12 protein-coding genes are annotated in these 20458 nt (G+C 59.9%); 6 read left to right on the top strand and 6 right to left on the bottom strand.

The window, feature by feature from the left end; genetic code table 11:
- Positions 1-42: 42 nt before the first annotated feature.
- From CA85_RS22650 to CA85_RS22630, 5 genes are all read right to left on the bottom strand, one after another.
- The gene (locus CA85_RS22650) at positions 43-4020 is read right to left on the bottom strand and encodes a hydantoinase B/oxoprolinase family protein (protein WP_246113081.1); all 3978 of its coding nucleotides are present in this window, start codon (positions 4018-4020) and stop codon (positions 43-45) included.
- Positions 4021-4031: 11 nt separating this feature from the next.
- Positions 4032-5378, bottom strand: coding sequence for a Trk system potassium transporter TrkA (trkA, locus tag CA85_RS22645; protein ID WP_146393660.1), 1347 nt, complete (start codon positions 5376-5378; stop codon positions 4032-4034).
- Between the two features lie 4 nt (positions 5379-5382).
- A complete protein-coding gene (locus CA85_RS22640) occupies positions 5383-5574 on the bottom strand; it encodes a hypothetical protein (RefSeq protein ID WP_146393658.1) in 192 nt (63 codons plus the stop codon).
- A gap of 397 nt (positions 5575-5971) precedes the next feature.
- Positions 5972-6166 (bottom strand): hypothetical protein, encoded by a 195-nt coding sequence (locus CA85_RS22635; RefSeq protein ID WP_146393656.1) that lies wholly within the window; start codon positions 6164-6166, stop codon positions 5972-5974.
- Positions 6167-6218: 52 nt separating this feature from the next.
- Positions 6219-7388 (bottom strand): DUF1559 domain-containing protein, encoded by a 1170-nt coding sequence (locus CA85_RS22630; protein ID WP_146393654.1) that lies wholly within the window; start codon positions 7386-7388, stop codon positions 6219-6221.
- Between the two features lie 534 nt (positions 7389-7922).
- On the opposite strand from CA85_RS22630, the gene rph reads away from it, so the two are divergent.
- Positions 7923-8690 (top strand): ribonuclease PH, encoded by a 768-nt coding sequence (rph, locus tag CA85_RS22625; RefSeq protein WP_146393691.1) that lies wholly within the window; start codon positions 7923-7925, stop codon positions 8688-8690.
- 87 nt (positions 8691-8777) lie between these two features.
- The gene (locus CA85_RS22620; RefSeq protein ID WP_146393652.1) at positions 8778-10154 is read left to right on the top strand and encodes a hypothetical protein; all 1377 of its coding nucleotides are present in this window, start codon (positions 8778-8780) and stop codon (positions 10152-10154) included.
- 4 nt (positions 10155-10158) lie between these two features.
- Here the strand turns inward: CA85_RS22620 and ribD are convergent, their stop codons facing one another.
- Positions 10159-11289 carry a bifunctional diaminohydroxyphosphoribosylaminopyrimidine deaminase/5-amino-6-(5-phosphoribosylamino)uracil reductase RibD gene (gene ribD, locus CA85_RS22615; RefSeq protein ID WP_146393650.1) on the bottom strand — a complete coding sequence of 377 codons (1131 nt, stop codon included), beginning with the start codon at positions 11287-11289 and terminating at the stop codon, positions 10159-10161.
- A 436-nt stretch (positions 11290-11725) separates the two neighbouring features.
- On the opposite strand from ribD, the gene CA85_RS22610 reads away from it, so the two are divergent.
- The 4 genes from CA85_RS22610 (at position 11726) to CA85_RS22595 (ending at position 19432) form a co-directional block, all read left to right on the top strand.
- Positions 11726-13588, top strand: a complete 1863-nt coding sequence (locus CA85_RS22610; protein WP_146393648.1) for a DmsC/YnfH family molybdoenzyme membrane anchor subunit — start codon at positions 11726-11728, stop codon at positions 13586-13588.
- Between the two features lie 56 nt (positions 13589-13644).
- Positions 13645-15882 carry a molybdopterin oxidoreductase family protein gene (locus tag CA85_RS22605; protein ID WP_146393689.1) on the top strand — a complete coding sequence of 746 codons (2238 nt, stop codon included), beginning with the start codon at positions 13645-13647 and terminating at the stop codon, positions 15880-15882.
- Between the two features lie 15 nt (positions 15883-15897).
- Complete coding sequence (locus CA85_RS22600) at positions 15898-17724, top strand: NirA family protein (protein ID WP_146393646.1); 1827 nt, start codon at positions 15898-15900, stop codon at positions 17722-17724.
- 88 nt (positions 17725-17812) lie between these two features.
- The gene (locus CA85_RS22595) at positions 17813-19432 is read left to right on the top strand and encodes a sulfite reductase subunit alpha (protein ID WP_146393644.1); all 1620 of its coding nucleotides are present in this window, start codon (positions 17813-17815) and stop codon (positions 19430-19432) included.
- Positions 19433-20458: the final 1026 nt, after the last annotated feature.

Here is a 20458-nt window from a genome sequence, read left to right as displayed (position 1 = left end):
TGACGATCTCGCTACGGATTTGCAATGCGTGATCGATAGAAATTATGAGTAGCCGCCGCCGCCTGGGGTTTCCATCCTCAATCGCTCGCCCGGCTCCACCTCCATGGAAACACAGCCTTCGAGTGGGGCCTCTCGCCCATCGCGGATCAACGTCTGGTGGCCGGGCGTTCCCGGCTCGCCGCCGCCGACCCCATAGGGCTGGGTCGTCCGCCGCGAGGTGATCAATGAAAGCGTCAGTGGCCGGAGGAACTCGATTTCACGAACGATGCCGTCGCCGCCGCGATGCTGCCCTGCGCCACCGCTGCCGCGGCGGATCCCAAATTGTCGCAGCCGCAGTGGCAAGCGAGATTCGAGCACTTCCGGGTCGGTGATCCGGGTGTTGGTCATGTGGGTGTGAACCGCGTCGGCACCATCAGCATGAGGAGTCGCTCCCGCCCCGCCGCCGATCGTTTCGTAGTATCCAAACGTGCTGTCGCCCAACAGTAGATTGTTCATCGTACCTTGCGACGCCGCCGCCACGCCAAGGGCCCCGAGTAAAACATCGACCACGCGATTGGACGTCTCGACATTGCCTGCGACCACGGCGGGGCAGCGTCGCGGATCGTCGTCGCCGGGCGGATCGAGCAGTCCCGGCGGAATGATCAGTTCGATTCGGTCGAGCACCCCGTCGCAGAGTGGCAGTTCGTTGGGGGTCACACACCGCAGTACATACAGCACTGCGGCGGTCACGATAGAACGAGTCGCGTTGAATCCATGCGGATGCACCGGACCGGTTCCCGTAAAATCGATCGTCAGGCTTTGGGCCTTTTGCTTGTCGCTGGAACGGCTCGCGCGGAGGGAGACCTGCACGGGAGTCCCATCATCGAGTTGATCAGCAAAGCTCCGAGGCGAATCCCCGAGCGATTCGATCCATCTCGCAGTGGCCTCTCCAGCAACGCTCATCAACCGAGCGAGCAGCTTCGTCAACCGCCCAGGCGGCAGAGAATCAGACAGCATCGCCATCATCCGTGCTCCCTCGCGTCCCGCCGCCTCGGCGGCCGCGATGTCGGCCATGTTTTCGTCGACATTTCGAGATGGGTAGGGAGCGGTCTGGAGCAGTTTTCGCAGTGACGCATGGTGTGACTCCCCGCTCCGGGTCAACGCCATGTTGCGAATCAAGACGCCTTCCTCGGCCAAGTTCGTTGCTGCCGGCGCCATCGAGCCGGGGACCATCCCACCGATCTCAGCATGGTGACAGCGTGAGGCAACAAAGTAGTCGCAGGGCCATCCCGCCGGTCGCTCCCGCGACTCCGCTTCACAGAACACCGGTGTCACGACGGTCACGTCCGGCAGATGCGAACCACCTGCAAAAGGATCGTTGCTAAGGAAACAATCGCCCGGCTGCATCTCGGGAAACGAGGCAATCATGCTGCGAACGGTATGCCCCATCGCTCCGAGGTGCACGGGCACGTGGGCCGCATTAGCGACCAGCGACCCGTCGCCCAAGAAAACAGCGCAGCTATAATCACGGCGTTCTTTGACGTTCACGCTCACGCTCGTGCGTCGGATCACCTCGCCCATCGCTTCGGCGATACCCTGCACCCGGCGGCTAACGATTTCCATATCAACGGCATCGTTGCGGGGCTCGGAATCAGCGTTCGTCGACTCGGGAGCGACCGTCGATCGGTGCATTTCGAGCACTCCCTCGTGATCGACCGTCGCAGTCCAACCCGCCTCGATCACGAGTATCGAATGGGGCGAGGCCACGATTGCTGGTCCGGCAATCGAGTCGCCGCCGCGGAGTTGCTCGCGATCCAAAACCGTCCATTGGCCATTTTTATCAATGGGCGTCGGCACGGCTTGTGTTTCCCCACTAGTTTGCGAGCCCTCGAGTGATGCAGAGGGTGGCTCGGGCGAGGAGGGGCGGGCAGGTCTTTGGATCGTGGTTTCACAACGTAGCGAGACGATCTCAATCGGCATGTTCACGCGGTCGTACCCGAAGATAGACCTGTGTTTAGCGTCCATCCGGTCGGCCAGTGTCTCGATGGGTTCGATCGACAACTCGAGTGTGGATTGAGTGCCGGTGTATCGCAAGTCGGCCCAAACCTTGGCGTTGACTTGGTCGTCGTCCGCGGTGAGGTTGGCCAGCGATTCCTCGGCGTGGAGGACGGCGAAGCATTCTTGGCGGAGGGTGGCGGCTGCGGCACGCAGATCGGTTTGGCATAGCGGCGAGCTGCTGCGTGAAACGTCGCGATCACCCGCCTGTTCATTGGCAGTCAGGCCCGATGCGACCGTGCCCTGTTGAGCAGCCGTTACGATGCGACCGATCGCAGCCTGGCCGATGCCCACGGCGGACAGTATCCCGGATTGGGGATGGTCGACGATATGCGACATTCCCAGAGAATCGGCGATGCGGCAGAGATGTCCGCCCGCAGCACCGCCGAAGCCGACCAAGGTCATGCCGCGGACATCATTGCCCGCCGCAGTCGTTACGCTCCGAACCGCTTCGGCCATCTGTGTCACCGCGATCCGCAGGAAGCCCTCGGCCAGCTCTTCAGGGGACGTCGCGATCGATTCGGGCAGCGATCGATGAACGGCTTGCAGTGCCTGCTGCGCCGCAGCGACGTCGAGAGGAAATGGAAACCGTTTGACAGGCAATCGCCCCAGCACAACGTTGACGTCGGTGATCGTCAGCGGCCCGCCGCGCCCATAACAGGCTGGACCGGGGTTGGCTCCCGCGCTATCGGGGCCAACAAACAGCCGTCCGTCCTGGCATCCGCAGATCGATCCTCCGCCAGCGGCGACGGTATGAATATCCATCATCGGGCTGAGCACGCGAATGCCGCCGATTTGGCTTTCTTGGCGGCGGCCGATCTCACCATCAAAACGGCTGACATCGGTACTCGTGCCACCCATGTCCAGCCCCACTGCACCCGGTAGGTCCAGTTTCTTGGCAATCTCCGCCAGGGCGACGACGCCGCCCGCCGGTCCCGACAAAACGCTTTCGCGACCGTGGAAGCCATCGGACGCCACCAGGTTCCCGCCACTGGTCATCCACCGCAGGTAGCATCTCTCGCGTCCACCGAATTGTTGCTCCACCCGCCGCACGTAGTCCTCGAGTACCGGTTGCAGGTAGGCGTCGAGTGTCGTGGTTTCGGCGCGGGGGACGATCCGTGGCAGGGCCGCGACCCGGGTCGATCGTACCACCCGTCGAAAGCCGGTTTCTCGAGCGATCCGCTCGGCGATCCGTTCGTGCACGTCGTTGACGTAGGAATGCATCAAGCAGATTGCGAGCACTTCGGGTCGGTCAGCGGAATCGTAGATCGACTGGAGTTGCTCGCGCAGTCGATCTTCGTCCAAGGGGGTTAGCTCTTGGCCGCCCGCCGACAAGCGGCCCGTCACTTCGATGACTTGACGCGGCAGTGGCGTGGGTTTGACGATATCGAGCTCAAACAGTTCGGGGCGGTCTTGCGTCCCAATGGCCAACAAATCGCCGAAGCCCTCGGTGATCAACAGGGCCACGTCTGCGCCGCTGCGGGTCAAAATCGCGTTGGTCCCGCGGGTGGTCCCGAGTCGCACTTGAAGCGACGGCAGCGGTTCGATCAGCGGCAGGTTCAGGAGCAACCGCGTGGCGAGTACCGGGGCCTCCATTTCCGCATCCAGGGTCAGCCGCGCCGCGCCGACATCGACCGCAGTGAGTCGATGTTCCCGGTTCAGACGCAGCGCCACATCGACAAGGTCATCGCCAGCGACCTGGTCGCTTGGTCCAGCGGGCGGCGCACTGCGTCGGCATTCCATGACGCCGCCGAGTTGTCGGCCATCGGCGGCGATGAGGTGGGCGCCCACCCAAAATCCATCGAGAGCCAAAGGCGATGGCATGCGGACGAGGAGTTCGCGGGAGCCCGTGAGGCTGGCGATGTCGACCGTTACCAGGCCGCTGCTGAGTACTTTTAAGGACGACTGATCGCTCGCGCCGTCAACGGCTCGCGTGACCAAACAATCGGTAAAGGTACCGCCAATGTCTGCCCAGACTTCGATCATGATCGAAACAATTAACTTGGGTTGAAGAGGTTCAGGATTTCATCAGTATCATCGAGATCGATGAGAGCGACAATGATATCGCCCACCTTCAGGACGTCGTCCGCGGTCGGGACGCGAACAAAACCATCACGCTGGATCGCCGCGATCAGGCAGCGTCCTGCCAGTGGCAAGTTGGCCAAAGTTGCCTGCGTGATTGGGCTGCCCGGCATGACTTCGAGTTCGTAGACGCCGATGGATCCATTGGGGAGCCTCACCTGGCTGATGACGGCGCCCTCGTTTAGAAATCCCAGGACCTGGCGAGCCACGACATCGCGTTCACTGACGGCCAAGTCGATGCCGAGTTTGCCAACGACATTGGCGTAGTCGGGGCGTCCGACGACACACATCACCCGCGACGCACCGAGTTCCCTCGCTTCGACACCCGCCATGATGTTGTTCTCGTCGTTGCCGGTGCAGGCGACGAAGTAATCCACGGTACCGCCGCCTTCATCCTCCAGCACGCTGCGGCGGTTGGCGTTGGCTAGCACGACGGTGACGTGCGGCAGCAGCTTGGCGAGTTGTTCGCAGCGGTGGGGGTCTGTTTCCAATAGCACGACCCGGAAATCTTCCTTGCCGAGTAGATTGGTCAGGTGATAGCCGGTTTCACCGCCACCGGCGATCATGACTTTCGTCCGCTTGCGAGCCCGTTTTTCACCCCCAATGATCTTCCGCGCCACACTGATAGCGTCTGGCATCCCGACCAAGCTCACGCGGTCTCCCACGTGGGTTTCGTCCGCACCGCTGGCGATCCACATCCGGCCCTCGCGTGCTAGCGACCCAATCCGCACGCCTGGAGGAAGGTCGAGCTCGATGAGTTTTTTGCCCGCCGCGCTCGCCCCCGGAGCGACCTCCATCTCGTAGACTTGCAGCTGACCGCGAGCAAAATGTTCGAGCGGTATCGCGTCGGGGTTGCGGATGGCACGGGCGAGCTCGGATGCGGATAGCTGTTCGAGCGATAGCAGGCTGTCGATACCAAAGTGCTTTTGATAGTCAAACGTCGCGAGGTCGCGGAAGGCGGGCGCATAGACACGAGCGATCGCGCGGCGCGCCCCCAGCTCCTTGGCCATGCTCGCCGCGACAATGTTGACTTCATCGTTGCCCGTCACCGCCAGACAGAGGTCGGCACTGAGAACATCGGCCGAAAACAGCACAGTGCTCTGGGACGCATTGCCCTCGATCGCCCGCACGTCGAGCTCGCTGTTGATCGCCCGCACGATCTCTGGATCGCTATCGATCAGTGTCACACTGTGTCGGCGACGGCACAGCATATCGGCGATCCACCGCCCTACGGTGCCGCCTCCGAGCGTCAGAATTCGCATCGGCCTATACCATCCAATCCATGATCAGCATGGCGGCAAAGACAATTGCCATGAAGCCTGTGATCCAGCGTGCTGTATGGAACGCGTGTTTCAGAATCAACTTCATGTCCTCGTGCCGAGTCGCACCGAAGACCAGGGAAATGGCGACGATCAGCGGCAGGTAATACAGCAGGTATGTCCAAGAGATCGTGAGCATGGGTGGTTTCGCCGGGGAAAAACGTTGGCCATCGATCGTTAGCCGACGGATCCTGTCACGGCATCCTAGTGCAACGCCCCACCGGCTGGCAATGCGCGGGCAAATTGGGCGTGATTATCTGTGCCGAACCTATCGGCACCCGGGACGCATGCGAGCTGTTGATTGCCTACAAAACGAGATCCCCTGTCAGCGGGTCCGACAGGGGATCCCCGTTTGGTGATTAGAAGCATGGATCGCTCGCTCCGCTCCCCTGTGGACCTGCCCCGCATGACAGCAAAGTTCGTCTACTGAAAAGCTTTCGAAAAATTTGCCACTTGTTGATCACGCGATGCTTGTGCGTCCCGGCTCACTTGAGCGATCCCGCATCTTGGGAGGATTGCAAGCCATCGGCTATTCGTTAGGCGCCGCTGTCTTCGACAGGGGCAGCCTCTTCGGCCATTTGTTCGGGCGACATCTCGACAGGCTCCAGTTTTTCCGTGCTGTTGTCGGGGCCGCAGCCAGCCATCGGGACCATCGATGCGGCGACGAACAGCATCAACGCGAGCGGCAGGGAGCAGGTGCGGATGGCGTGGTGAATTGTCAAAGTCTTCATTCAGATACCTTGGAGTAGGAATAGAGGGTGAGCGTGGAAAGGCAAGCGAAACTCAGATTTCACTTTGGAGAACTTCGTTGTTAGCTCGCGTACCGATGCTTCCGAACAGCCCGTAGGGGCTGGCTGCGCCAGAGGGGAGCGAGGTCGCATCGCCGGGCATGACGGCTGGTGATTCTGCGTTGCCGCAGTCGACCGAATCCGTGATGAACTTCACCGCACCATCACCCATCACGATGTGGGCACCGCCCTGGTGATGGCTGCTGGGGGGACATTGGCCGGAGTTTTCCCAGTCCGCACCGAAGCACATTTCACGGTTCGGCCCAGTCGAAAAGCTGATGCTGGTGAACAACGGCAGTGAGTACGCCCAACGAGCCCCGCGGCTGCGGTTGGCGTTGGTATCGAGGGTGACGCCGGTAGGACGCCAGTACTGTGGCCGCTCGGGATCGATGTCGTCGCGACAGGCATGGGAACTACCACGTGTGCCCGTTCCGCCCCATCCATTGCCGAGGCTCGGAAGCGAGCGTGTGTCGCGGTCCTGCAAGCCGTTGATCATCTCTCCCAGCATCGCCGTGTTGCTCAGGCCGTCGAGCGTATCGCGGAACTGGCTGGGGTGCCGTGGCACAAACATTCCACGGCAGGTCCCCTGGGCGCGGTCGATGAAGACCCATTTGCCTTGGCCACTGTTGAACTCGTGATAGCCCGCTTGTCCATAACTCGGCGAATCACCCAACGCGTTGGAGCCATAGTTGGTCGCTCCCAATCCCCAGGTCGATACCGCGGGGTCGCTCGGGCACTTGAACGCTTGTAGCTGGGTCGCCCATGGATCATAGGCACCCTGCCAGCCCGCGCCTCCCATCGCAGCCCAACCTTCGTGGGGGTTGCTGATCTGTTGCCAAAGAGCTTGCTGTTCGATGAAGGGCAGCATGCCCACGAGGAAGCTCAGTCGACGGGCGTTGTGTCCCGGAGCGATATGGGCGTCTCCTTTATCCACATTCGGCAGGAAGGTGCCGCCTGCCTGCATGGGTAACTGGTTGTACGTGGAGTGGTAATTGTGAACCGCCAACCCCAATTGTTTCATGTTATTGCTGCAACTCATTCGTCGAGCCGCTTCGCGAGCGGCCTGCACGGCGGGCAACAACAAACCAACCAGAACACCAATGATGGCAATTACCACCAGCAATTCCACGAGCGTGAACCCGTGACGAGTCGAACGGATTTTCATGAGAGAGCCCCGAGAATGAAGACAAGAAAACGCGAGAAGCAGGTCTTCGCCCACCGAAACACAGTCAATGAGCGGACTTGTGGAATGAAGGCTACTTCAGCGTTAGGCGGTCGTCTAGGGTAAAAAGTTTCTCTTTAATGCTATTTCTGAGAAGGCAGACACAATGGTTGATTGGTTTCGGCCTCCGCGCCGCGGTCGTGAGAACAGCATTTTTCAAGCCCCGGCGAGCCGAGTCGTCTGGTGGGATAGTCGACCGACGGCTCCGCCCGTCGCGAGCACAGAGCGTCCCTCTCGCCCGTGGACTGCCTTCCTCGGAAGACTGGCTAAAGGCTCGTCATCGGACCCTCCCAGCTTCGCCGGGCGGGTAAAGTAAATCGTTGAGTCACAATCACTCAGAAACTGCATGGTCTCTCCGGCGAGCCGAGTCGTCTGGCTACATGGTTTCTCCCCTGAACCACTCGGATGAGGAAACGGATCCTGCTACGATTTGGTGCAATGAAAACCTCGAATCCTCTTGCTAGCGACTCCGCTCTGATGACCAACTCCCCTTCCGCGTCGACTTCTGCCCGCCCGCACGATGCCTTGCGTGAGGTGCAGATTGAGTGTGGTTATCTCGAATCGAACCCCGCCAGTGTGCTGTATCGCAGCGGCAAGACAATCGTGCTGTGTACCGCATCGGTGGAGACCAAGGTGCCGCCCTGGATGGCCGGTCGTGGCAAGGGATGGGTGACGGCCGAGTACAACATGCTGCCGGGCAGCACGAGCCCGCGGAAACGACGCGATCGAAGCGGGAAAGTCGATGGGCGGACCACCGAGATCCAGCGTCTGATCGGTCGCAGTCTCCGCGCCGTTGTCGATCTCGAGGCGCTCGGTGAACGTTCAATCACGGTCGACTGTGACGTTTTGCAAGCCGATGGCGGGACTCGCACCGCCTCGATTACGGGCGGGTTCATCGCGTTGTCACTTGCTGTCGAGCAACTCGCGTCGACGCCGTTGCTCGACCCGCCGATCGTTGTCGCTGATGTTCTGCCCCGCAGCGTCGCGGCCGTCAGTGTCGGGGTGGTTCACGGCAAGATCGTATCGGATCTCGACTACCAACTGGACTCCGCTGCGGACGTCGACATGAACGTTGTGATGACGGGTGATGGCCGGTTCATCGAGATCCAGGGGACCGGCGAGGAAGCCACCTTCGATGACGAACAGCTCGCCGGGATGCTCGCGGTGGCTAAGAAGGGCATCCGAGAGCTCACCCAAAAACAGTCTCAGGCGATTGGTTCGCGGAAGCCGTCCTCGGTCGATTGACTCACGCTGCACAATCGACGGCCGCTCCGCGAACTGGTTGGTGGGCCGCTACAATGAACGCTCCGTCGCACTATCAGGAGCATTTCGATGAGTCGCTTATCTTCGTCGTCAATCGGTTGGATCGCGACCGTCATTCTCTTCGCGTCGGTGGGGTGCACTCGTAAAACATACGAACTGCACCTCACGGCCGAGGGCGAGACGATGCACCGCACGCTGACGGTCAAACGAAAAATTGCTAGAAGCGACGACGAGAGTAACGCTGGTAGGTCGCCGCTCTCTGAATCTGAGATCGCTCACATGCGAGAGTTCTATGATCCTACACTGGAGGAGATCCGTGAGGACTCGCACACCTTCGTGGGCCATTTTGAAAATGAGATGCCCGCCGATGTGGGCGGCACAGGCAGCTACGCATTTTTCGAATCCCCGCTAGGCACGACCTCGCTCTACAGCGAACGGTTCCGGGGAGAGGATGACCTGCAGCAGGTTGTGGAGAACCGCCAGGAAGCTGTCGACCGGATCGTCGACTTGCTCGTGAATTGGTCTCAGGAGGAGTTCGCTGGCGAGCCCATCCAGGTCCGCGTCGAGTCGTTGTTGGACGAAGATATCCGGCGGGATTTGAAAAACCTCTCTGCGTTCGGTTGGGCGTTTGAGATGGTACACGATGTCGATACCGACGCCGTCGTCGAGCGATTGACGGCGCGGGCGGGGTTGTATCTCATCGAACGCGATTACTTCTCTTTGGTTGATTTGCCGAGCGTCATGCGAATTGCCAAATCCGAGGATCAACGTGCGGTCATGGGTCTACTTCGCGATACCGTCATTCGAAAGCTCCAATTGAGCGAGGACGATCCCGCGATCACGCCACTGGCGATACTCGGTGATCCCGAGCGGCTGGCGGCATCGCTACGAGCGTCGATTTTTCAAACGCAAGCCTATCAGGCTGGATGGGCTCAATATGAACGGGGACATCCTGAAGTGCGCGGTCGCGAGCCCAATGCAGAAGACTTGGATCCCTTGGCGGTGCTCGTCGGCGATCTTTTTCGACTGTTGCCTCGAGTGTTTTTTGCTTCGACTCAGGTCAGGGTCAGATTGAAGTGCGACGCCAGGCCCTTTGCAACCAACGCGAATTGGGATCCGGGCGAAGGTGTTTTGGAGTGGTCTGAGCGGATCGCCGATGACAATATTCCTGCGATGATTTTCGCGGCCTGGAGCCTTCCCGGCGCCGAGTTCCAATCGAAATGTTTTGGCGAGACGATCCTCGCCGACGAGCCATTGGCAATGTTCGTCTATTGGTACGAAGGTTTGTCAGATGTGCAGCGCCAACAGTATGACGCTTTTCTCGACACGCTTTCGCCGGGCAGTGAATTGGTTGGGAAAATCGAGGCGTTCGAGTTTGCAGATAACGAGGACCTCGCCGAGCTACCGAGTTCGCTGCTCACGAAAGCGATTGAGAACGCACGGTAGGAAGCTAGTTTTGTCTTCGATAGACGATGCGAACGTCATTGTCGAAGGAATCGATCTGGTTGATCTGGAACGAGGGCGATTGCGTGAGCTCGGCAAAGCCGGGATCACCGACGGGGCCGGGAGCGGATTGGCCACCGATCAATTTTCCCCCGATGTAGACATGGCACTCATCGATTTGACCTGCCGCTGCGAAGCTGCCCAGTAGTTTTCCGCCGCCTTCGATCATTAGGTTCGTCAGTGGCTGGCCAGCCGGGTTCTCCTTGCTCCCGAGTCGCTGGAGGCCTTCGTCGATCATGGCGGCCGGATCGACACTTTCGCAGCGGACGATGTCGACACCCTGATCGATCAGGGGCCGTAGGTCCGCCTCACTAAGCTGCGGTCCCGCGATCAGCCACACTGGAGATTCGGTGGCTGTTTGAATCAATTGCCGGTCCAGGGCAGGGACACGCGTTTGGGCGAAGATGATTCGGTGGAGCGTACGGGGGCCGCTCGGACGCGCCGTCAGCAGCGGATCGTCCGCGACGACCGTACCCATCCCGACCGCGATGGCGTCGACGCGGCCGCGGAGGGCGTGCACTTCGCGACGAGCCGATGCGCCGGTGATCCACTGGCTCTGCCCGCTGGCCGTCGCGATCCGTCCATCGATGCTCATCGCCCACTTGGCAATGACCCAAGGTCGCCCGGTTCGAACTCGTTTCAGGTAGGCAGCGAGTTGCTCGGTGGCGGCGTCTACGGCCACGCCCGTGACGACCTCAATGCCCGCGCTGCGTAAACGCTCGATACCTCCGCCAGCGACCTGTTCGAAGGGGTCCACCACTGCGACGACCACGCGTGTGATCCCGGCGGCGATCAGGGCGTCGGCGCAGGGCGGGGTCTTGCCCTGGTGACAACAGGGTTCGAGGGTGACGTAGGCTGTTGCGCCGCGGGGATCTTGGCCAGCCTCGGCGCAGTCAGCCAAGGCGTTGACTTCCGCATGTCCTTGACCGTAGACCTCGTGGTAACCGCGGCCGATCACCCGCCCGTCACGGACGAGCAAGCAGCCGACCATCGGATTGGGTTCGACCCGGCCGAGGCCGCCCCATGCCAATTCGATGGCGGCGGCCATGTGGGTTTCGTCGAAACGTTCTGTGGTCATGGTCGAGGAGTCGTTGGTGGCGAGTGCAGGTAGCCAGCGGACACGCAGTGCCCAGAGGGTGTCAATGATTGGCGAAGCTTTCCCAGGCCATCGGCCCGTTATTGATAGATGTAACGATGATGGGCGCGGGCGTCGAGCATGATGATGAAATGGGAAGTGGTGGGGAAGCTACCCGTCTGCGAGGCACTTTTCGCCAAAGCTGCTTGTTTGTTAGGCACATTCACACGACTGTGCGACGCGGTCCGGTCGGATGCAGGTCTCGAATCCGGTGGCCATTAGGTGAGTTACTGCCCCGCAGTCGGTCCGGTGTGGATTTCATTTGGGGCTAGGCGGTGGTTGTGTGACGAGGAGATGTGGTTTGGCCCAGTGGATGCGTTCACTGGTTCGCAACTGTACCGTTTCTCGCTTCTTGCTCGTTGATTGAGCACCCCCCCGTATGTCGACGACTCTTCCCCACGAACCGACGACCCACGACCTATCGCACTCCACACGATCACCGTTGTCGTTTGCCGACAATGATTTTGATCTCGTGGGGATGCTATTGGAGCAGCAGCAGTCGCTCACGGCTGTCGAGCAATTCTCCGAGGCGCATTCCGCCGGAGAGCTCGAATCGTCCTGCTCAGTAGCTGGTTCTGAGCCGTCTCAATCGATCTATTATCGTCGTCTGATGCCGGCGACGGCGCCGCAGTCGGGGCAGCAGCTCGCCTTCGAGGTGAACCTAGATACCTGTAGCGGTTGCAAAGCCTGTGTCGTTGCCTGTCACACCATGAACGGGCTCGAGGAGGACGAGAGCTGGCGCAAGGTTGGAACGATGGTGATCGGTGCTCCCGAGGTGGAGTTGCCAGTCGTGTCGACGATCACCTCGCCCGAGCCGTCACCGGTTGCGATCGACGTCACGAATGTCCCTGCCGTTGGGGTCCAGCACGTCACCACGGCCTGTCACCACTGCGAGGACCCAGGTTGTCTCAATGGTTGCCCGGTCAAGGCGTATGTCAAAGACGACGTGACAGGGATCGTCAAGCATTTAGATGATCAATGCATCGGCTGCAAATACTGCACAATGATGTGTCCTTACGAAGTACCCAAGTACAGCAAACGATTGGGGATCGTGCGAAAGTGCGATATGTGTCATCAGCGATTGAAGGCGGGGGAAGCACCGGCATGTGTGCAATCCTGCCCGAATGAAGCGATTGCGATTCGAGTCGTTGAGCAGGCCTCGACTGTTGAAGACCACAGCCATTCCTTGATGCCCGAGGCACCGAGTTCGTCCTTGACGCGTCCCACGACGCAGTACATTGGGCAGCGAAGTGAGCAGGTAGCTTCGGCGAAGCCTCAGGATTCAGCGATCGATGAAGTAGCCGAGAGCCACTGGCCGCTCGCCATCATGCTGGTGGCCACCCAGGTTGCCGTTGGCATGATTCTCGTTGAGCAGGTTGTTTCACTCGCCGTGTCGCTGGCGGGTTCGGCGATGCCGATCGCGGCGACACGACTGACGGCGAGCGTCGCTTTATTAATAACGATCGTGGGAATGAACTTCGCTCCCCTGCACCTGGGCCAACCCCTGCGGGCATGGCGAATTTTCTTGGGCCTGCGGACGTCCTGGCTAAGCCGCGAAGCCGTGCTGCTCGGCAAGTTCGCCGGTGCCTTAGCGGTCGCCACGGGCCTGTTGTGGCTGCCGGTCCTCAAAACATGGGCTCCCGATGCATGGACGCAACGGGTCCCCGAATGGGTCGTGATCCCAGGCTGGGCGGCGGGCGCGGCGCTTGTCGCGGCGGTCGTTTTGGGTTTGGCGGGCGTGTATAGCAGTGCCATGATTTACATCGTCACGCGACGCGAACTTTGGCGTTCGTCGCGTACGCTGCCGCGGTTCCTCGCGACCGGGTTGGTCGTCGGTACGGCATTGGCCGCGACCACGATCGGCTGGGCAGGCGGTTCGGAGGCGACCGTGATCCTACTCTTAATCGTCGCCGTTCTCTCCGGGGCAACGAAGTTGTTCTGGGAATTAAGCTTTCATCTGGGGGCGAGCGTGGAGTTGTCGACTACCGATCGACTGGACATCCGCAGCCAAAACCTAGTCGCTTCACGATTGTCGCATTTGCGGTCACTGCGGCTCGGCGCCGGGTGGGCGGGACTGGTCGGCTGCATGGTCGCGGTCTGTTTGATCGGTGTCGGCGAGACGACGCCCGGCTTGTGCGTTGCATTGATGGGATCGCTGACACTGCTCGTCGCCGAGACCGCTGAACGGTTGTTGTATTTCATGAGTGTCGTCTATCACCGCATGCCGGGGACATTGAAATGAGCGTGGATATTGTTTCGAGTCCAGTACTCGATGGAACGACTGATTCGCAGAAGCGGATGCGTTTCGAGTTGCCGCAGATTTTGCAGCGGCGTCAGGGCCACATGACTCGGGAGCTGCTCTTGCATCCCGGTGATCATGGCTTGGGCATGACTCATCGCTCGATGGCTGCCGAGGCCACGACCACGGCAACATGTGGCTATTGCTCGACCGGCTGTGGTTTGCGTTTACATTTACGCGAGGGCGCCGCGGTCGGCTTGACGCCGGAAACCAAGTACCCAGTCAATCTCGGCATGGCTTGTCCCAAAGGCTGGGAATCGCTGCGAGTGCTCGATTCGCCCGAGCGTGCCACCATGCCGCTGCTCCGCGATGCAGACGGGAACATGCGTCCGGTCGAGTGGGATGAGGCGCTGCGAACCTTCGTAACCGAGATCCGTGGTGTGCAAGAGCGGCACGGCGACGAGTCGGTAGCGTTCCTTTCCACGGGCCAGATCCCGAGTGAAGAGATGGCGTTTCTCGGGGCGCTGACGCGGTTTGGAATGGGGATTCGCCACGGCGATGGCAACACACGCCAGTGCATGGCAACCGCGGTGACAGCGTACAAGGAATCGTTTGGTTTCGACGCTCCGCCCTACACCTATGACGACTTCGAGCAGAGTGATTGCCTCGTATTCATCGGTTCAAATCCGTGCATCGCCCACCCGATCATGTGGGAACGCGTGCTGCGAAACCCAAACGATCCCGCGATCATCGTGATCGACCCGCGGCGAACCGAGACGGCCACTGCGGCCACGCAGCACTTGCAAATTCGCCCCAAGAACGACTTGGCGCTGTTGTACGCGATCACCAATGTGCTGATCCAACGAGACTATGTCGATCACGATTTCGTAGCTGCTTTGACCGAAGGTTTTGATGAACTGCGTGAGCATGTCGCGGCCTATGACGTTGAATCGGTAGCCCGTCAGGCGGGGATCTCGCCCGAGTCGATCATTCGCACCGCGGAGTCGATCGGAACCGGCCGAGCCGTTTCGCTGTGGTGGACGATGGGTGTCAACCAAAGCTATGAAGGCACCCGCACGGCACAGGCCATCATCAACATCGCTCTGTTGACCGGCAATGTCGGCCGTCCCGGCACCGGAGCCAATAGCATCACGGGCCAATGCAATGCGATGGGCTCCCGACTTTGGAGCAACACGTCCAACCTAATCGGCCATCATCGATTCGAAGACGAGAACGACCGGCGGAAGGTCGCGCACACGCTCGGCATGGACGAGGCCAGTATCCCCAGCGAGGGCAGTTGGAAGTACGACCGGATCATCGAAGGCATTCGCCGTGACGAAATCAAAGGGTTGTGGGTGATCGCCACCAATCCCGCTCATAGCTGGATCCATCAGTCGGACGTGCGGGAGCTCTTTGACAAGCTGGATTTCTTAGTCGTTCAGGACATGTACCATACGACCGAGACCGCCCAGCACGCCAATCTCGTGCTGCCCTCCGCGGGCTGGGGAGAGAAGGAAGGGACGTTCATCAACAGTGAACGTCGCTACGGGCTGCTCAAGAAGGTTCGCCGCGCCCCTGGCCAGGCTTTAGCCGATTTCCATATCTTCCGCGCCATCGCTCACTATTGGGGCGTCGGGGACCAGTTCGCCAAGTGGACCGATCCGGAAGCCGTGTTCCGCATTCTGCAGGAACTCAGCCGAGACCAACCCTGTGACATTACCGGCATCGATGGGTACCGGCATCTCGATGCCTGCGGCGGTATCCAGTGGCCCTGGACTGCTGCAGATGCAGCCAAGAGTCTGGGCGACCCCGAGGCGACCTGCGGCGGCAAACCTGAGCAGGAACGTCGGCTATTTGCCGATGGACACTTCTACCGGCCCAACGGGCGTGCTCGTTTCGTGGTCGATCAAGTCCGCGAGATGCCAGAGCGGCCCGATCCGGTGTACCCCATCCTGTTGTTGACCGGCCGCGGTACGGTGAGCCAATGGCACACACAGACGCGGACCCGTCAAAGCCCCGTGCTCAAGACGCTTTATCCGACCGAAGCCTATATCGAAATCAATCCCGTCGATGCCGACGAACTCGGGGTCGTCCATGGTGAAAAAGTGGACGTGCTATCGCGTCGCGATGAGATCACGGTGACTGCCAATGTCACCGCGACGGTACAGCGCGGGCAGGCATTCATGCCGATGCACTACGAAATCACCAACCGTCTCACACTGCCCCATTTCGATCCACACAGTGGTCAGCCGAGCTACAAAGACTGTGCTGTACGTATCGTCGCTAGAAACGAGTAGGACCTAATCTGAATCATGTCGAACAATCCAGCATTTACCGAATCGCAGAAACAATACCTCAGCGGGCTCACGTTCGGGACGGACGTCGCCCGAGCCGTCCGTGGACTGCCAGTTATCTCCGGCAGTGGAGGCAGCGGAACGTCGATCGAAGTCGGCGGAGGGGGAGCGACCGTCGATGGCAAAACGGTTCCGTACGGACCGGAGAAGATCGCCTTGGATGCCCAGGCCGCTACGGTGGGCGCCGGCAAGAAACTCTGCAAAGAAGAACTGGCCAAGCAATCCAAGAATCCATTGGACATGTGGGACGAAATCGTCGCTTGGAGCGATGAAGGCAAGTTCCCCAAGGGAGATGACGTTTTCCTACAGAAGTTCCACGGTCTCTTTCATGTCGCTCCCGCCCAGAATTCATACATGATGCGGCTGCGGATTCCCGGGGGACTCAATCACGCCTGGCAATTGACCGGTATGGCTGACCTCGCGGATCGTTCGGCGGGTGGATATCTCGATGTCACCACCCGAGCCAATCTGCAGTTTCGCGAGATCCCAGCCGATCAAGGGGCGTCGATGCTCTATGGCATTCGCGAACTCGATGTGATCAGCCTGGGCTCCGGTGGCGATAACATTCGCAACTGTACCGCGAGTTGCCTCTCGGGAATCGATGCCGATGAGTTGATCGAAACCATCCCGCTGGCCAAGAAGATGCATCACCACATCTTGAATCATCGCGAAATGTACGGCCTGCCACGGAAGTTTAACATCGCCTTTGATGGCGGTGGGCGTATCGCGTCGCTCGAGGATACCAATGATATTGGTTTCCGTGCGGTTCGCGTCGAGGAAGACGCCAGTTCCGAGGAAGTGCCCGCCGGGGTCTACTTTCAGCTCACCCTCGGTGGCATCACCGGCCACAAAGACTTTGCTCGGGACACCGGCGTCTTGCTCCTTCCAGATGAATGCGTGGCAGTGGCCGGATCGATCGTTCGTGTCTTCGTCAAGCATGGAGATCGGACCGATCGCAAGACAGCCCGGCTGAAATATGTGCTCGATGATTGGGGCTTTGACAAATTCATCGACACCGTTGAAAAGGACTATGGCAAGCCCTTGCGTCGCGTTGACGCTGCACGCGTGACGATCCCTCGCCATGAAGACCGGATGGCCCATGTCGGCTTCCACGAGCAAAAGCAGAAAGGGCGTTTCTATGTGGGCGTCGTCTTGCCCGTCGGGCGGATGACGAGTGACCAAGCCCGGGCTCTCGCTCATATCGCGGATGAGTTCGGCAATGGCGAAGTGCGTTGGACCGTATGGCAAAACCTGATTCTTCCCGGTATTCGCGAGCGTGATGTCGAGGAGGTGCAGGCTGCTATCCTCGCGTGCGGTTTGGACTATCGAGCCAGCTCGTTCCGAGCCGGACTGGTCGCTTGCACGGGCAGTGCGGGGTGCAAGTACGCAGGTGCCGACACGAAAGCCAATGCCATGACACTGGCCAAGGCGCTCGAGTCCCAATTCGAAATTGACGTGCCCATCAACATTCATCTGACCGGATGTCACCACAGTTGTGCCCAGCACTACATCGGCGACATCGGCCTGATCGCCTGCCAGGTCGAGCAGGGCGACGACATGGTCGACGGCTATCACGTCATGGTCGGTGGTGGATGGGGCGATCGACAAGGGATCGGCCGCCCGCTGCTGCAATCGGTCGTCTTCGATGATCTCCCCGCTTTGATCATCAACCTCATCGACGGATACCTCGCCGAGCGACAGGTCGATGAGTCGTTCGTTGAATTCAGCAGACGGAAAACGATCGAAGAGTTGCAATCTCTGACCAAGCTTGCGTTGGCCCAGTAGTCTCGTTTTTCTCGTTCCTGGCAATTTTCTGTTTCCCACGGCAATCGCCGTCCGCTCAGTTCCTTCTCTCTCTCGCAATCATCAAACCATGACAAACTTCATCCCCACGACTGCCCCGTTCAGTGAAGATCAGCGGGCTTGGCTCAATGGCTTTTTTGCCGGATTGACTGGAATGCAAACCGAAGGAGATCCCGCAGCGACGATTCAGGCCCTCGGTATCGATGCGGGTGCCGCGGTAGCCGAACCGGAACCGGAAGAGGATTTTCCCTGGCGGGATGCTTCGCTACCAATCGTTGAACGGATCGAGTTAGCCGAAGGCCGGCCACCCGAGCGGAAATTGATGGCGGCGATGGCGCAGCTCGATTGTGGTTCCTGCGGCTATGTCTGCCAAACCTACAGCGAAGCGATTGCGAGAGGTGAGGAAACCAACCTGACCCTCTGCAGTCCCGGTGGCAAAGAAACGAAGCAGATGCTGAAGAAGATCCTCGCTGAGAGCAAGGACGCCGATGGGGCACCAAGCGGACAAATGGGTTCCGGCAACGCGGGACCGTCCAACGGCGTCGCTGCCGCACGCAATGGCAAGGCCGCGCAGTGGTCCCGCAATAACCCGTTCTCGGCGAAGATGATCGAGTCTCGTGAACTCAATCTTGAAGGCTCTGCCAAGGACACGCGCCACGTCGTGATCGACCTGACCGGGTCTGGGTTGAAGTACAACGTTGGCGATGCGTTGGGAGTCCTGCCGAGTAATTGTCCCGACCTCGCAATGAAGCTGATTGAATCGATTGCTGCGGATTCTCAAATTACCGTGAGCACGCCTACGGGCGATACCAAGACGCTGCTGCAAGCTCTCTGTGAAGACTACTGCCTCAAGGATCCGAGCGACGAGTTGCTCGAGTTGTTGGCTGGTCGGATTCAAGATGAGTCTGCTCAGGAGACCTTGGGACGCATGCTCGAAGATGGGGTGCCCGATGGCTTTGACGTCCTCGATGTTTTGGAAGTGACCAAGGGCGTGACCGTGACGGCGACGGAAGTCATCGAGACGCTCGACCCGCTCAACCCGCGGCTCTACTCCATCGCCAGCAGCATGAAGCGGGTGGGCGATCAAGTCCACCTGACCGTGGGCAAGGTCGTCTATGAACGCGAGGGACGAGTTCGCAAAGGCGTCGCCAGCACAATGTTGTCCGACCGAGTGGGGGCCGGCGAAACCGTCCGCGTGTTCGTGCAACCCAATCATGCTGGGTTCACAGTCCCCGAGAACCTCGAAACGCCGATCATCATGGTAGGTCCCGGCACCGGGATCGCTCCCTTTGTCTCGTTCCTGCAAGAGCGAGCCGAATCGAAGTCACCGGGTAACAATTGGTTGTTCTTCGGCGACCAGCACGAGGCGTTTGACTTTCTCTATCGCGAGGAACTCGAGGAGTATCACGCCAACGGACTGCTGACGCGTCTCGATACCGCCTTCAGCCGGGATGGTGAACGGAAGGTTTACGTCCAAGACCGGATGCGAGAACAGGCTGCTGAGATGTGGCAATGGCTCGAATCGGGAGCCGCATTCTACGTCTGCGGTGACGCCTCCCGGATGGCCCGCGACGTCGACAAAGCGCTCCATGATATCGCCGAAACAGCGGGTGGTCTGTCCGCTGAAGAAGCCGCCGCCTACGTCAAAAACTTGGCCCAAAGCGGGCGCTATCACCGCGACGTCTACTGAGTCGGCGATCGGCTCCCACCACCGCAGCAGACGAGACGACAAGTCCAAGACCATCGTAGTGGACGAGGCGACGAGTCCATGATTCTCCACACGTCCTCCTACGCCGACGGCGTTGAAGAAAACCACCGGTGGTTTGCGCGAAAGCGAACACCACCGGATACGACGCCAGATGCAGGAACCAACCCCGCATAGGGTTGAAGATCATCCACGACGTGATCCGCGACCCACTCCAGGGTCGGCGCCGCTTCATCAAGGAACCACCGTAGGTGGCGCTGCGCTGACCTACGGCAATTTTCTATCATTCCTTGGGGCGTCGATTTAACGATTGCCGCATTCTATCTATTACTGAAGATAGCTCATGACACCGCCCCAACGGGGCAGTCCTATGACAGCCCCAGGCAACGCCTGGGGTTCCAGACACCACCGCCTCGCGGTAGCCCCAACGGGGCGGCTCTATTTGCATACGCCATCCGAACGGCATGATTGGGACGAACATCAGGGCCGCCCCGTTGGGGCTACCGAACGATTTCGCTATCCAAACCCAGGGCGATGCCCTCTTTATCCTACACATCTTTTTTTAGCCCGTTCCGAATGCAATATAGGCAGCAGTTCCCGGCGGCACCCCGCTATTGGGTGGATAGGCGGCATGTGAACTGCGATGGTTGGTTTTTAGAGGGCGTGATCGGTGCCGCTGCTGCGATTGTCGGCATCGAGCGTGTCAATTTCACTAAATTGGAACCAGCGGAAAGGAAAAACACTGACTTTCGCGACTCTCGAAGCGCACCGGTAGCGTCGCATTCCCCCGGGATTGCTTTTCCGACGCCCCAACGTTCGACTCGCTGAGCGGGTGACTCTATGGCGGTAAGAATTGATTCCGACACCGGTCACTCAAGATGGCATCGAGTATCTCGCAGTAGCTGCGAAAGATGAACGAATCAACGGCACTGCGAAGGCGAGACCAAAGACTGCGGCGCGAACCAAGTTTCGCAAGTACGGCTTGAAATAACGGACAGCACGCTTGCTGAA

This window comes from Allorhodopirellula solitaria, assembly GCF_007859855.1.
Classification (GTDB): Bacteria; Planctomycetota; Planctomycetia; order Pirellulales; family Pirellulaceae; genus Rhodopirellula; species Rhodopirellula solitaria.
This window is presented reverse-complemented; position numbering and strand designations above follow the sequence as displayed.